At 67.8% G+C, this 13,398-nt stretch carries 13 protein-coding genes; 7 read left to right on the top strand and 6 right to left on the bottom strand.

The features are described from left to right. Positions 1 to 266 precede the first annotated feature (266 nt). Positions 267 to 1,151 (bottom strand): SDR family oxidoreductase, encoded by an 885-nt coding sequence (locus IG75_RS0112345; RefSeq protein ID WP_030521373.1) that lies wholly within the window; start codon positions 1,149 to 1,151, stop codon positions 267 to 269. Positions 1,152 to 1,695: 544 nt separating this feature from the next. Here IG75_RS0112345 and IG75_RS40220 point away from each other — a divergent pair. Next, positions 1,696 to 2,094 carry a MerR family transcriptional regulator gene (locus IG75_RS40220; RefSeq protein WP_081876833.1) on the top strand — a complete coding sequence of 133 codons (399 nt, stop codon included), beginning with the start codon at positions 1,696 to 1,698 and terminating at the stop codon, positions 2,092 to 2,094. A gap of 60 nt (positions 2,095 to 2,154) precedes the next feature. Here the strand turns inward: IG75_RS40220 and IG75_RS36255 are convergent, their stop codons facing one another. Both IG75_RS36255 and IG75_RS0112360 read right to left on the bottom strand, forming a co-directional pair. Further along, positions 2,155 to 2,562, bottom strand: coding sequence for an ATP-binding protein (locus IG75_RS36255; RefSeq protein ID WP_373863745.1), 408 nt, complete (start codon positions 2,560 to 2,562; stop codon positions 2,155 to 2,157). A 327-nt stretch (positions 2,563 to 2,889) separates the two neighbouring features. After that, positions 2,890 to 3,093: a cold-shock protein gene (locus IG75_RS0112360; RefSeq protein ID WP_030521376.1), complete on the bottom strand. Its 204-nt coding sequence runs from the start codon at positions 3,091 to 3,093 to the stop codon at positions 2,890 to 2,892. Between the two features lie 464 nt (positions 3,094 to 3,557). Here IG75_RS0112360 and rph point away from each other — a divergent pair, with 464 nt between their 5' ends. After that, entirely contained in the window at positions 3,558 to 6,206 is a 2,649-nt protein-coding gene (gene rph, locus IG75_RS0112365) for a rifamycin-inactivating phosphotransferase (protein ID WP_245713190.1), read from the top strand. Between the two features lie 106 nt (positions 6,207 to 6,312). Here the strand turns inward: rph and IG75_RS0112370 are convergent, their stop codons facing one another. The 3 genes from IG75_RS0112370 to mftE form a co-directional block, all read right to left on the bottom strand. Next, complete coding sequence (locus tag IG75_RS0112370) at positions 6,313 to 7,989, bottom strand: fumarate hydratase (RefSeq protein WP_030521378.1); 1,677 nt, start codon at positions 7,987 to 7,989, stop codon at positions 6,313 to 6,315. 231 nt (positions 7,990 to 8,220) lie between these two features. Beyond that, on the bottom strand, positions 8,221 to 9,438 hold the full coding sequence (mftD, locus tag IG75_RS0112375) for a pre-mycofactocin synthase MftD (RefSeq protein ID WP_030521379.1): 1,218 nt from the start codon (positions 9,436 to 9,438) through the stop codon (positions 8,221 to 8,223). Continuing rightward, entirely contained in the window at positions 9,435 to 10,133 is a 699-nt protein-coding gene (gene mftE / locus IG75_RS0112380) for a mycofactocin biosynthesis peptidyl-dipeptidase MftE (protein WP_081876908.1), read from the bottom strand. The genes mftD and mftE overlap by 4 nt, the downstream gene beginning before the upstream one ends. Before the next feature lie 173 nt (positions 10,134 to 10,306). Here mftE and mftR point away from each other — a divergent pair, with 173 nt between their 5' ends. From mftR to IG75_RS0112405, 5 genes are all read left to right on the top strand, one after another. Then, positions 10,307 to 10,924: a mycofactocin system transcriptional regulator gene (gene mftR, locus IG75_RS0112385; protein ID WP_036513665.1), complete on the top strand. Its 618-nt coding sequence runs from the start codon at positions 10,307 to 10,309 to the stop codon at positions 10,922 to 10,924. 117 nt (positions 10,925 to 11,041) lie between these two features. Further along, positions 11,042 to 11,944 carry an STAS domain-containing protein gene (locus tag IG75_RS0112390; protein ID WP_030521382.1) on the top strand — a complete coding sequence of 301 codons (903 nt, stop codon included), beginning with the start codon at positions 11,042 to 11,044 and terminating at the stop codon, positions 11,942 to 11,944. Positions 11,945 to 11,956: 12 nt separating this feature from the next. Further along, complete coding sequence (locus tag IG75_RS0112395) at positions 11,957 to 12,346, top strand: STAS domain-containing protein (protein WP_030521383.1); 390 nt, start codon at positions 11,957 to 11,959, stop codon at positions 12,344 to 12,346. Beyond that, positions 12,324 to 12,749: an anti-sigma regulatory factor gene (locus tag IG75_RS0112400; protein WP_036513668.1), complete on the top strand. Its 426-nt coding sequence runs from the start codon at positions 12,324 to 12,326 to the stop codon at positions 12,747 to 12,749. The genes IG75_RS0112395 and IG75_RS0112400 overlap by 23 nt, the downstream gene beginning before the upstream one ends. After that, positions 12,742 to 13,386, top strand: a complete 645-nt coding sequence (locus IG75_RS0112405) for a SpoIIE family protein phosphatase (protein ID WP_030521385.1) — start codon at positions 12,742 to 12,744, stop codon at positions 13,384 to 13,386. The genes IG75_RS0112400 and IG75_RS0112405 overlap by 8 nt, the downstream gene beginning before the upstream one ends. Positions 13,387 to 13,398 lie beyond the last annotated feature (12 nt).

Genomic DNA, 13,398 nt, shown 5'->3' on the forward strand with positions numbered 1-13,398 from the left:
CATGCGCGTTACGTCGTCGGCCGGGCCCGTCGAACCATCGATCGTTCGGTATAGCAGGCCTGGGCTTCTCGCCCGGCGTCCAGCCCCGGCGCTGGTCGACACACCGTCCGCTGACACGGCCACCCGGCTCGGCCCACCGACCGCGCTGTGCAAGATCGGCACCAGCGCCCGCGCAGGTGATCGTCGTATGCACGACACAGCCGATAGCACGACCGCGAACGGCACGACGACGGAAAGGTCGCTCTCGACCGAGGCCGGCGTCTGCCCTAATTGTCCGCGCTGAGCGCGTGGGTGCGGGCGCTCAGCGAACGGCCGAGCTCGCTCACCTCCGCGTCCATCTCGGGCAGCCAGGTCCGGGTGGCCGTGCCGACGAATCGCTCGACCAGCGGGGTTTGCAGCACCGGTTTCAGCCAGCGCAGCGCGCCCGCCCAGCCGGGCACATTGATCCGCTCGGCACGCCGCTCGATGCCCCGTTCGAAGGCGGCAGCGCACTCCCGCACCGTGACGGTTTTCTGGAACAGGCCCGGCAACGAGGCGAGCGCCCGCGCGGCCGCCGGCAGATCGGTGAACGTTTCCCGCACCAGCGCGGTGTCGATCCACAACATATGCGCCGACCCGACCGCGACGCCACGGTAGCCGACCTCCGCTCGCACAGCATTGGCGAACTGCTCCACCCCGGCCTTCGTCGCGGAGTAACCCGCCAGCCCCGGCATCGCCACGTAGGCGGCGACCGAGGACACGAACAGCACGTAGCCGCGACGTTCGATGACCGAGGGCAGGGCGGCGCGCACGGTATTGAAACATCCGACGAGGTTTACGTCGATCACCCGCCGGAAGGCAGCGGGGTCCACCGCCAGGACCGATCCGTAGCTGCCGATACCGGCGTTGGCCACGACGACATCGATTCCGCCGAACCTTTCGATGCCTCGCGCGACCGCGGCCTCCATCGCGGCGAGATCGCACACATCGGCGGTGACCGCCACGACGTACTCGTCACCGCCCAGTTCCACGGCGAGCTCCCGCAGCGGAGGCGGATCGATATCGGTGAGCACCAGCCGCGCGCCACGCGCCCGCAGCTGCCGGGCGAGTTCCGCACCGATACCGCGGGCGCCGCCGGTGATGAGTACGACCTTTCCGGTGAAGGCGGTCATGACGTTGAAGGTTAGACCGGTCGGCCCGGTTCCGGAAGGGCTCGACCGCCGATTTCAGCGCCTGTGAGCGTGCTGTTATCCGGACGCCGGGATTCGCCCGCCCCGGCCCGAATCGTGACTCGTCCATCCGGCCGCGGGACATGGTGCCGACATCCCGCGCCGCGCGGACCGTGGCCGTGTAGCCGGCCGGGTCCCAACGATACGTTCCGTCGGCGCGCATGACACCCACTGGACAGCAACTCCACCATGAGAGGCACGGCGCGGAAAATCTACAGTGAGAACTGTAGACATTCGCGATCAGGTGAGGTAACTTCTGTGTCGTTGGTAGCGAAGGAAGTATCCATACGGCACGGGAGATAATGGAACTGCCCGTGAAGTAAGACCGGCGGGCGCGGCCACTGGGCCAGTAGATACGACGGCCCTGCCGCCCGTCGGGCAGCACAATGAAGTTGCCCGGAAAGATGAAATGAGGAGAAAGGAGGCGTTGCCCGTCGGGTCACCCGTGAAGATCTGTGGTTCGGGTGATCACCGACGTATCGGTTACATGTCGGAAGACGAAGTAATTCCCCCTTTCAGTGCCCCGGCGCCGCTGGCGCCGGGGCACTTCGGCGCGTCTGGAGGCCGTACGATTTCTGAACCCCCGACCACGAACGAGAAGTTCGACGATGACGACTACCCCGCCTACACCATGGGCCGGGCCGCGGACATGCTCGGCACCACCCAAGCATTTCTGCGCACCCTGGACGAGGCGAACCTGATCACCCCGCAACGCTCCGCCGGCGGGCATCGCCGCTACTCCCGATACCAGCTGCGCATCGCCGCCCGCGCCCGCGAACTCATGGATTCCGGCACCCCCCTGGAAGCGGCGTGCCGGATCATCATCCTCGAAGACCAACTCGCCGAAGCCCGCGAGATCAACGCCAAACTCACCGAACAGGACTGACCACACCGGCGTGCCCGCCGGCAAGGAAATTCCCCGGCCCCGCGGCCGGTCACCGCTGGATCAGATACCGGCGCGCCGGTCGAGTTCGGCCCAGACGGTTTTCCCGCCCTCGCGATAGTCGGTCCCCCACCGGGTCGCGAGCTGCGCGACCAGCAGCAGCCCGCGCCCGCCCGTGTGGTCGGGCCGCCGGACCCGCGCCAGCGCGGGCGAGGCGTCGTCCACCTCGACACGGAAGCCACCCCGGCCGTCGACCATCAGCCGGCAGGTGCGCGGCGAGCGGGCATGGCAGCAGGCGTTGCTCACCAACTCATCGCTCACCTGCACCGCGTCGCAGACCTCGATCCCGGTGCCACGACCTATCAGGTGACGCACCTCGGCCCGCACCTGCGCCGCCGGTGCCGTCCGGAGATCCACCTCGACAACCAGACCATCCGGTCCAACACCGTTCCGCACCGGATCCCGTGTCATCACACCCACTGCGGCTCCTCCTCCGCTCCGGCGAGCCCCCTACCCAAGGCCGCTCCCACTGCGCCCTGCTTACCCGCCATCAACCGACGGAAACCACCCGGCCGCCTGGGCCTCGGTTCGTCGCGGTCGGCCTCTGCCGGGCGACTTGTCGAGCACGAGAAATCAGTAGCCGCGCGACCGGCGACGCCTCGGATGTGCACGGAGCCGGCCCGGCCGGACCAGCTCATCGGTCGATCATGGCCGGCAGCCGGCCGAGCCACGGCCCGGCATCGCGCCCGGAAAGCAAGAAACCCGCGCCGTGGCGCGGGTTTCTGTGTTGGTCGGCTCTTAGATAGCGCGGACGCTCTGAGCCTGCGGGCCCTTCTGGCCCTGCTCGATATCGAACTCGACACGCTGTCCCTCTTCGAGAGACTTGAAGCCGGAGCCGGAAATCGCGGAGTAGTGGACGAAAACGTCAGGACCGCCACCGTCTTGCGCGATGAACCCGAAGCCCTTTTCGCCGTTGAACCACTTCACACTGCCTTGCGACATACTGTTATTTTACTTCCTGTTGTGAGCCGAGCGATCACTTCAACAACCCGTGCTCATCTCCAGCATGCCACAGACCGGCCGCAACTCCCCCGAAGGGTGAGGCAGCGCACGCCCGGCTCCGAAGCCGGCCGGTCCTCGTCGGCCATCCGAGCTGTACAGCGACCGTCGTCTATCGGGGGCATACCTCAGATGGACGGGTCCGCAGCGGCGCGATCCCCAGCGCCGAGTGGCCGAGGGTGGCGGCGAGAGCGCGGGAGAGCAGTAGATAGGAGGCCATCGCGGCGCCGGACGGAAGAGTTGACGGGTCGCTGACCGCGACAGCTGCTCGAGAAGATCCGGTAGGCCCCGGCCGACGGACACAGACCTGCTCGGCTTGTCGTGCCGCTTTCCCCATCCCCCTTCTACGTTATACACGATCCGCGGCCCTCATGAGACGCCGATTTGTGGTCCATAATCGCCCACTGATGCGGAAACCACCAGGTGAGGAGTGGCGGATGAGTTATGTGCTGGGCTTCGAGGAAATCGACCGGACGCACGTCGCGACCGTCGGCGGCAAGGGCGCGAACCTCGGCGAGCTGTCGCGGATCGACGGTATCGCGGTACCGGAGGGTTTCTGCGTGACGACGGCCGCCTTCCAGCGGATTGTTGCCGAAGTGCCGGCGATCGACGACAGGATCGATCGGTTGTCGCAGCTCGAACCCGATGACCGGGAGTCGATTCGGGTGCTGAGCGCGGAGATCCGCGCAGCGATCGAAGAATGCGCTGTTCCCGGCGATGTGGCGGCGGCGATCACCGGTGCACTCGCCCGGCTGGGGGCGCAGGATGCCTGTGCCGTCCGATCCAGCGCGACGGCCGAGGACCTGCCGACCGCGTCGTTCGCCGGCCAGCAGGACACCTTCCTGAACGTCGCGGGACCGGAGGCGGTGCTGCGGCACGTCGGCCGGTGCTGGGGATCGCTGTTCACCGAGCGCGCCGTCACCTACCGCCTGCGTCACGGCTTCGATCAGCGGAAGGTGCGGATGGGAGTGGTCGTGCAGCGGATGGTGTTTCCGCGGGCGGCCGGCATCCTGGTCACCGCGGATCCCCTGACGTCCAACCGGAAGGTGGTTTCCGTGGACGCCGGGTTCGGTCTCGGCGAGGCCCTGGTCTCCGGTCTGGTGAACCCGGATGTCTACACGGTGCGTGACGGCGAAGTCGTTTCCGAGACGGTGGCCACGAAACGGGTCGCTGTCGAGGCCGCACCGGAGGGCGGCACGCGCGTCGCGGAGATCGAGCCCGAACGGCAGAACCGGCCGGTGCTCACCCCGGCGCAGATCGTGCGCCTCGCGCAGCTGGGCCGCCGCATCGAGGCGCATTTCGGCAGTCCGCAGGATATCGAATGGTGCCTGGTGGACGACGAGTTCCGCATCGTGCAGAGCCGGCCGATCACCACACTGTTCCCGATTCCCGAGGCCGACGACGACGAAAACCACGTATACATCTCCGTCGGCCATCAGCAGATGATGACCGACCCCATGAAACCACTGGGGATCTCCGTATGGCAGCTGACCAGCCCGGCGCCCATGCGGCACGCGGGCGGCCGGTTGTTCGTCGATGCCACCCGGGGCCTGGCGACGCCCGCGACTCGCGCGGCCATGGTCGAGGGTTTCAGCAAATCCGATCCGCTGACCGGGGACGCGCTGCGGACCGTTCTCGAGCGTGACGACTTCCTCCCGCCGGGCCCGGACGAGGGGCCCGGCGGTCCGCTGGCCGCCGCCGGCCCCACCCTGATCGAGGCCGATCCGGCCGTGGTCGCCGAGCTGATCGCGGACAGCGAGGCGTCCATGGAGGCCCTGAAACGCGATATCGGAACCACCTCCGGGCCGGAGCTGGTCGACTTCGTCCGGGCCGATATCCAAGAGCTGCGCCGGGTGCTGTTCCACCCGCGCAGCCAGCAGGTCATCAAGGCGGGGATGGAGGCCACCTGGTGGCTCAACGATCAGCTGCAGGAGTGGCTGGGCGAGAAGAACGCGGCCGATATTCTCGCGCAATCGGTTCCGCACAACGTCACCGCGGAGATGGGTCTGGCGCTGCTCGATGTGGCCGATGTGATCCGGCCGCACCCGGAGGTGGTGGCTTTCCTGCGGCACATCGAGGAAACGGGTGCCGAAGGGAGCGGTTTCCTGGACGAGCTGGCACAGCTGCCCGGCGGTCGTGCGGCGCGCGCGGCGATCGACGCCTATCTCGACCGGTACGGAATGCGCTGTGCCGGCGAAATCGACATCACGCGACCGCGCTGGAGTGAACACCCCGCCGCGCTCGTGCCGACGATCGTCAACAACATCAGAAGTTTCGAACCGGGCGCCGGCACCCGACGCTTCGCGGACGGCCGGCTCCAGGCCGAGCAGAAAGCGTATGAACTGCTGGAGCGGCTGCGCGCGCTACCGGACGGGGACCGCAAGGCCGAGGAGACCGCGCGGATGATCGACCGGGTCCGCACCTTCTCCGGATACCGGGAGTATCCGAAATACGGCATGGTCAGCCGCTACTGGGTCTATAAACAAGCTTTGTCGCGGGAGGCCGAGCGTCTCGTGCAGGCCCGGGTGCTGCGCGAGCCCGACGATATCTTCTTCCTGACGTTCGAGGAACTCCACGAGGTCGTGCGCACGCATCGGGCGAGCGCGGAACTCATCCGCGAGCGAAGGGACGCATTCCGGTCGTACGGGGCGCTCACGCCGCCCCGCGTGCTCACCTCGGACGGCGAGGCCGTCACCGGAGCGTATCGGCGCGCGGATGTCCCGGACGGTGCGCTACCCGGAATGCCGGTATCCGCCGGGACCGTCGAAGGGCGGGCCCGGGTCGTCCCGGATATGGCGCAGGCCGATCTCGAACCGGGCGATATCCTGGTCACCGCCTATACCGATCCGAGCTGGACTCCCCTGTTCGTCGCGATCACGGGCCTGGTGACGGAGGTGGGCGGGCTGATGACCCACGGCGCCGTGATCGCCCGCGAGTACGGCCTGCCCGCCGTGGTGGGTGTGGAGCATGCCACCCGGCTGATCCGGGACGGGCAGCGGATCCGGGTGAACGGGACGGACGGGTATATCGAGATCCTGTCCCGGCCGGGCGAGTGAGATTCGAGGCAGCCCGGGTCCCGAATTGGGTCTCCGGGCTGTCGATCGACTTTCGTGGTGGCGCTCCGCAACCCGGCCCCGTGCCGCGAGTTCGGTACCAGAGGACTCAGACGCGCTCTTTGGACCTGGTCCGCACCCGCAGCGCGATCGGTTTCTGGGTTTCGGCGAAGAAATCGTTGCCCTTGTCGTCCACCACGATGAACGCCGGGAAATCCTCCACTTCGATCTTCCAGACTGCTTCCATACCCAGTTCGGGGTATTCCAGGACCTCCACCGATTTGATGCAGTCCAGGGCGAGCCGGGCGGCGGGGCCACCGATGGAGCCGAGGTAGAAGCCGCCGTGTTCCTTACACGCCTTGGTGACCTGAGCCGACCGGTTGCCCTTGGCCAGCATCACGAACGACCCACCGGCCGCCTGGAACTGGTCGACGTAGGAGTCCATCCGGCCCGCGGTGGTCGGGCCGAAGGAACCCGAGGCGTAGCCGTCGGGGGTTTTGGCCGGTCCCGCGTAGTACACCGCCATATCGCGCAGGTACTGCGGCATCTCCTCGCCCGCGTCCAGCCGCTCCTTGATCTTGGCGTGCGCGATGTCGCGGGCCACCACCAGCGGACCCGACAGCGAGAGCCGGGTCTTCACCGGGTATTTCGACAGCTCCGCGCGGATCTCGTCCATCGGCCGGTTCAGATCGACCTGCACCACATCGCCGCCGAGGATCTCGTCGGTCTGCTCGGGCAGATACTGCGCGGGTTCGCGTTCGAGCTGCTCCAGGAACACGCCCTCGGGGGTGATCTTGGCCAGCGCCTGCCGGTCCGCGGAGCACGAAACCGCGAGCGCCACCGGGCAGCTCGCGCCGTGCCGGGGCAGCCGCACCACACGGACGTCGTGGCAGAAGTACTTGCCGCCGAACTGGGCGCCGATCCCGAAGGACTGGGTCAGTGTGAAGACTTCCTGCTCGAGTTCGAGATCGCGGAAGGCGTGCCCGGTCATCGAACCCTCGGTGGGCAGGTTGTCCAGATAGTGCGCGGACGCGTATTTGGCGGTCTTGAGCGCGAATTCGGCGCTGGTACCGCCGATCACCACGGCGAGGTGGTAGGGCGGGCAGGCCGCGGTGCCCAGCGAGCGGATCTTCTCGTCGAGGAATTCCAGCATCCGGGTGGGGTTCAGGATGGCCTTGGTCTCCTGGTACAGGAACGACTTGTTGGCCGAACCCCCGCCCTTGGCCATGTACAGGAACTTGTAGGACGGCTGCGCGGGATCGCCGGGCGTGGAGTACAGCTCGACCTGCGCGGGCAGGTTGGAGCCGGTGTTCTTCTCGTCCCACATGGTGAGGGGCGCAAGCTGGGAATACCGCAGGTTCAGCTTCGTATAGGCGTCGAACACGCCGCGGCTGATCCACTCGGCATCGTCGGCACCGGTGAGCACGCCCTCGGACTTCTTACCCATCACGATGGCGGTGCCGGTGTCCTGGCACATGGGCAGGATGCCGCCGGCCGAAATATTCACGTTCTTCAGCAGGTCCAGCGCGACGAAACGGTCGTTACCGCTGGCCTCCGGGTCGTCGATGATCCGGCGCAGCTGGGCCAGATGCGCCGGCCGCAGGTAATGGCTGATGTCGTGCATCGCCTCGGCGGTCAGCAGTCGCAGGACCTCGGGGTCGACCTGGAGGAAGGTCCGGCCGCCGGATTCGAAGGTGCTGACGCCCTCGGTGGTGAGCAGCCGGTACCGGGTGTCGTCGGCGCCGATCGGGAGCAGGTCTGAATAACGGAACTCGGGCGCGGTCACCGATCGCACTCCTTTGGAGGTGGGCTGCGGGTCGAACACGACGCAGCCGCCGGTGAAGGCCACTGCGCCGGGGTCTGGCACAGCGAGCCTAGCGACCGGCAGCCGCCCCACTTGGAGTTAGGCAAACCTAAATCGTAACCCGGCGGCCACTCCGGTGGGCGACCGTCCGAATCCGGCGCACGTTGCGCGGTGACGCATGGCCATCAGGCCACGAAACGCACAGCGACAGCGTTACACCGCTTCCGTGGCCGATTCCGGGAGCCGGAGCTGCGCCGACGCGTCGACCCCCAACCGGCGCTCGAACCCCTCCGGGATCACGATATCGGACCGGTCCAGATCGGTGACCGTGGTCTTGCGGAGCCCGAGCAGGGCGGAATCTATTCCGCCGCGCAGGATATCGAGCACGTTCTCCACCCCGGCCTGCCCGTTGGCCGCCAGGCCCCACAGGTACGCGCGGCCGATCATCACCGCCCGCGCCCCGAGCGCCACGGCCTTCACCACATCGCTGCCGCGGCGGATCCCGCCGTCGAGCAGGATCTCGATCTCGTGGCCCACCGCATCCGCCACCACCGGGAGCGCGCGAATGGAGGCCGGGGTGCCGTCGAGGTTGTTCCCGCCGTGGTTGGACACCGAGATGGCGGCCACGCCGGCGTCGACCGCGCGCCGCGCGTCGTCCACCCGCATCACGCCTTTGAGCATGACCGGCCCGCCCCACTGTTCGCAGACCCAGGCGACATCGGCCCAGTCCGGCGGCGGCGTACCCATCCACTCCCCGTAGGCGCCGAAGAATCCCGGCGCGGGCGCCTCACCCAGCGCCATATTGGGCGCGGTGAGGTCGGGCAGCGAACCCGACTTCAGGTAGCGGGTCAGCCAGCGTGGTTTGGCCACCACCTGCGGCGCGAAACCCGCCATCGTCTTCAGGTCCAGTTTCTCCGGGATCACCGGACTGCCCCAGTCGCGGCCGTGCGAGAACGACCAGTCGAGGGTGAGGATGAGGCCCACCGCGCCCGCCGCCTTCGCGCGCGCCATCCGGCCGGCGATATCGTCCTTGCTGCCGCACCAGTAGAGCTGGAAGAACGTGGCCGGGTTGGCGGCGACGACCTCCTCGACCGATTTGCTGGCGAACGAGGAGAGCCCCATGGCCGTACCGCGGGCCGCCGCGGCACGGGCCACCGCGACCTCACCGTCGGGATGTACGGCCTGGACGCCGGTGGGCGAGATGATCACCGGCATGGAGATCCGCTGCCCCAGCACGGTGGTGGACTGGTCGCGGTCGCCGATGGGTCCGGCGACATGCGGGGCGAACCCGAGTTCACCGAAGGCGGCCTGGTTGTCGTCGATGGTCAGCCCGCGTTCCGAACCGGCCACCAGCGCGCCGTACACAGATTTCGGCAACCGTTTCTTCGCCCGCCGATGCGCCTCGGCGACAGTTTCGAACCACGGATTCATGGTCGGATCCTTTCCACTGGTTCCGGCCACCACTGCCGGATCTGGTCGTACAACTGGGAGATGAGCAGGTCGAGCAGCCGGACCCCCTCGGCCGCGGTGGCACCGGTGGGATCGCCGAGCACACCGTTGGCGCTCACCGCCGCGACCCCACCGGCCCGCAGCCGCGGCAGGATTTCGGCGAGCGGCCGGGTATCACCGGGTTCGGCGCGGTCGGCGCGCACGCGGTCCGGGTCGAGCGCCAGCTGCAGCGAGGTTTCGGTCCGTCCGGCGTGCGCGTCGCCGTCGTGGCGCGGCAGGAACAGCCGGATATCGCGGGATTCGCGCCGCAGCAGATCCACTGCCCGGCGCAGCGCCTCGATATTGCCGCCGTGCCCGTTGACCAGCACGATCCGCTCGAAAGTAGCGGTCGCCGAACGGCACAGTTCCACGATCAGCAGTTCCAGGGCCGCCAAGCCTATCGACAGCGTGCCGGGGAATCCGGCGTGCTCACCGCTGGCGCCGTAGGCGATCGCGGGGGCGACGAGCACATCGGGACGTCGCGCGGCCACACCCGCGCACAGTGCGGCGGCGAGATCGGTGTCGGTGGACAGCGGTAGGTGCGGTCCGTGTTGCTCGGTCGCGCCCACCGGCACCACCAGCACCGGCGCGGCGGCGCGTAGCGCGTCCACGTCGGGCGATGTGAGGTCCGCCACCATCATGGGCCGAGATTAACGTCAGCCACTGACATAATCAATAGGCCCGCACCCGGGAGTGGCCCGCAGACTACGACTCCGACCCACCACCCGGAAGTGAGAGGTCCTCTCCCGGCGGACCCGAAAACATAGGGGTACCGTCCCCGAACACGGTGGCAGCAGCGCAGTATTACCGCGTGACACCACAGCACTCCCGCGGCCGACCGCGGGGAACCACCAAACGCGAGCTCGAGCTGATCGCGATGCGGTTGTTCAGTGAGCGGGGCTTCGACGAGACCACCGTGGAGCAGATCGCCGCCGCGGCCGGGATCAGCGGTCGTACCTTCTTCCGTTACTTCCCGGGGAAGGCGGAAGTGCTCTGGTACTCGTTCGATGACGAGGTCACCGCGCTCCGTGCCGCGTTCGCCACCGTGCCCGATGCCGAACCCATGATGGCGGCGGTCCGGCGGGTGGTGGTGAACGCCAACCGGTACCGCGCCGAGGACGTCCCCGAATTGCGCATGCGGATGAAACTGGTCGCCGACGTGCCGGCACTGGCCGCCACCGCCGGCACCCATTACGACGCGTGGGAGCGGGCGGTGGGCGAGTTCGCCGCCGGCCGGCTCGGCGAACCCGCCGATTCGCTCGTCCCGATGGCGGTCGGCCGCACCACACTGGCCGCCGCCCGGGCGGCCTTCGACGCGTGGCTGGCCCGGGCGGACGCGGATCTCACCGTGTATCTCGATCGGGCACTGGCGGCGCTGGAGCGAGGTTTCGCCACCCCCGGCGCGACGCCGCTCACATCGGCGCGGTAGAACCGGACCGGCAGGTTTCGCCAGTATGGGCGCGGGGGTATGACTAGGCTCGGTAACGGCACGACCGCCGGAAAATCTATGATGTACCCGACCGCCGTCGAAAGGGGCACAAGTTACATGTCCGAGGTGTCCATGGGCCTTTCGGCGGACTCATTGGCTGCGGGACCCGTAGACAATCTGCTTCCGCAGCTCGTCGAGCATCTGCGCCAGAACCGCACCGCGCTGCGTGAGGAGTGGGCCCGCCGGATCACCGAGGCGCGCCTGCTCACCGCGATGACGCCCGAGGAGGTCTTCTCCGAGGCGACGTCGGTCTACGACAATTACGTCGAGGTTCTGGAGACCGGTAGCGTCGAGGCGCTGCAGGCCTACGCCCGCGACCTCTCCGAGCGCATCATTCCGCGCGGGGTGGAGACCGACGAGGTCCTCGGCATGGTGCTGCTCCTGCGTGACGTACTGGCCCGTTCGCTGTTCGAGAAGTACCAGTCCAATTTCGAATTACTGAACGCGGTACTCGACGCCTACGAGCCGGCGGCCAACCGGATCGCCAACACGGTGGGCGTCTCCTTCGTGCAGGAGCGCGAGCGCGTCATCCGGCAGCAGCAGGAAGCGATCCGCGAACTGTCCACCCCCGTGCTGCAGGTGCGCGAACAACTGCTGATCCTGCCGATAATCGGTGTCCTGGACAGTCAGCGGGCCCGGCAGCTCACCGAACAACTACTGCGCGCCATCCGCAACAATCGCGCCAAGGTCGTGGTCATCGATATCACCGGTGTGCCCGATATCGACTCCACGGTGGCCAACCACCTGGTCCAGACGGTCGACGCGTCGGGCCTGATGGGCGCCAGCGTCATCATGACCGGCCTGTCCTCGGAGATCGCGCTGACACTGGTCACCATCGGTTTGGACCTGTCGAAGATGAACGCGGTCGGCGATCTCCAGGGCGGTATCGAGGAAGCGGAGCGGTTACTGGGCTACGAAGTGTCCAGAGTGACCGAGCGCAGCGAACGCGATTCGCGCTGACCGGAAACCACTATGCCAGTACCGATACTCAAACAGGGCACCTATCTGATCGCGTCCGTGCAGTCGGCGCTGACCGACGCCGATACCGAGCGGTTGCAGGACGACCTGATGAAGCAGGTCAGCAAATACCGCGCGCAGGGCATCATCGTCGACGTGACGGCCATCGATGTGATGGATTCCTTCGCGGCCAGATCACTGCGCACCATCGCGCACATGACCCAGCTGCGCGGTGCCGAAACCGTCATCGTGGGCCTGCAACCCGAGGTCGCGTTCGCCATGGTGCAGCTCGGCCTCACCTTCGAGGACATGCACACCGCACTGGATCTCGAGGAGGGCCTGGCCTGGCTGAACCACAAGGCTTCGCGGCGCCAGCACCGAGATGGTCGTGACAGTGCCCGCTGAACAGGTGGTTATCGCGGTGAAGATGTCGAACGACATCGTGACCGCACGTCAGGCCGGGCGTGAGCTGGCCGAGGAACTCGGCTTCACGCTCACCGACCGGACCATGATCTCCACGGCGATCTCGGAGGTCGCGCGGAATATCACCAGTTACGCCGGTAGCGGCGAGATCCGGCTGCAGGTCGACGAGCGCGACGGCCGCCGCGCCCTGGTGGTCCAGGCCAAGGATCAGGGTCCCGGGATCATCGATATCGCCCGGGCCATGGAGGACGGTTATTCGACCGGCCTGGGCCTGGGGCTCGGTCTCCCCGGTGCCAAACGGCTGATGGACGGTATGGCCATCGAATCCGCCCCCGGCCGAGGCACATTGGTGGAGATGTGGAAGTGGGTACCCCACGGTGCATGAGGACGGGTACATCGGCCGGATCGAATGGGCGATGGCCGGCCGAGCCCTCCCCGGACAGGATGTGTCCGGGGATCGGTGTGTCGTCCTGGACACCGGTACCGGCACCGTATTGTTCGCGGTACTCGACGGTCTCGGCCACGGGGCGGCCGCGGCCGCCGCGGTGGACCGCGCGACCCGGGTACTCGCCGAGAACCGCGCCGAGCCGCTGGACGTGCTGATGGTGCTGTGCCATCGGGCCATGTCCGATACGCGTGGCGCCGCGGTCACCCTGGCTTTGTTCGGTGCGGAGGAAACGCAGTGGCTGGGTGTCGGGAATATCGATTCGATCGTGCTGACCGCGGGCCCTACCGGGCCGCAGGTCAGCGCCACCGCGCTACAGAGCGGGGGGATCGTCGGATACCGGCTGCCGTCCACCCTGCAGCCGCAGACCGTTCCGGTCCGGCCGGGCGATCTGCTGCTGATGTCCACCGACGGGGTGGAGGTGGAACCGGGCCAAGGTGTGGACCTCGCGAAATCCACCGCAGATATCGCCCAGGAGCTGCTGAGCCGGCACGCCAAGGACACCGACGACGCCCTGGTACTCGCGGCGCGGGTGCGGGGCGTGTCGAACGGAACCGCCCAGCGGGAAGCGTCGTGATCCGGCGAGGCC

Origin of the sequence: Nocardia rhamnosiphila NBRC 108938 (genome assembly GCF_000720425.1) — a bacterium.
Taxonomy (GTDB): domain Bacteria; phylum Actinomycetota; class Actinomycetes; order Mycobacteriales; family Mycobacteriaceae; genus Nocardia; species Nocardia rhamnosiphila.

Coding starts and splice junctions, on each gene's coding strand:
- IG75_RS0112345 (WP_030521373.1), bottom strand. CDS start 1,151: ATGACCGCCTTCACCGGAAAGGTCGTACTCATCACCGGCGGCGCCCGC.
- IG75_RS40220 (WP_081876833.1), top strand. CDS start 1,696: ATGTCGGAAGACGAAGTAATTCCCCCTTTCAGTGCCCCGGCGCCGCTG.
- IG75_RS36255 (WP_373863745.1), bottom strand. CDS start 2,562: ATGACACGGGATCCGGTGCGGAACGGTGTTGGACCGGATGGTCTGGTT.
- IG75_RS0112360 (WP_030521376.1), bottom strand. CDS start 3,093: ATGTCGCAAGGCAGTGTGAAGTGGTTCAACGGCGAAAAGGGCTTCGGG.
- rph (WP_245713190.1), top strand. CDS start 3,558: ATGCGGAAACCACCAGGTGAGGAGTGGCGGATGAGTTATGTGCTGGGC.
- mftD (WP_030521379.1), bottom strand. CDS start 9,438: ATGAATCCGTGGTTCGAAACTGTCGCCGAGGCGCATCGGCGGGCGAAG.
- mftE (WP_081876908.1), bottom strand. CDS start 10,133: ATGGTGGCGGACCTCACATCGCCCGACGTGGACGCGCTACGCGCCGCC.
- IG75_RS0112390 (WP_030521382.1), top strand. CDS start 11,042: ATGTCCGAGGTGTCCATGGGCCTTTCGGCGGACTCATTGGCTGCGGGA.
- IG75_RS0112395 (WP_030521383.1), top strand. CDS start 11,957: ATGCCAGTACCGATACTCAAACAGGGCACCTATCTGATCGCGTCCGTG.
- IG75_RS0112400 (WP_036513668.1), top strand. CDS start 12,324: ATGGTCGTGACAGTGCCCGCTGAACAGGTGGTTATCGCGGTGAAGATG.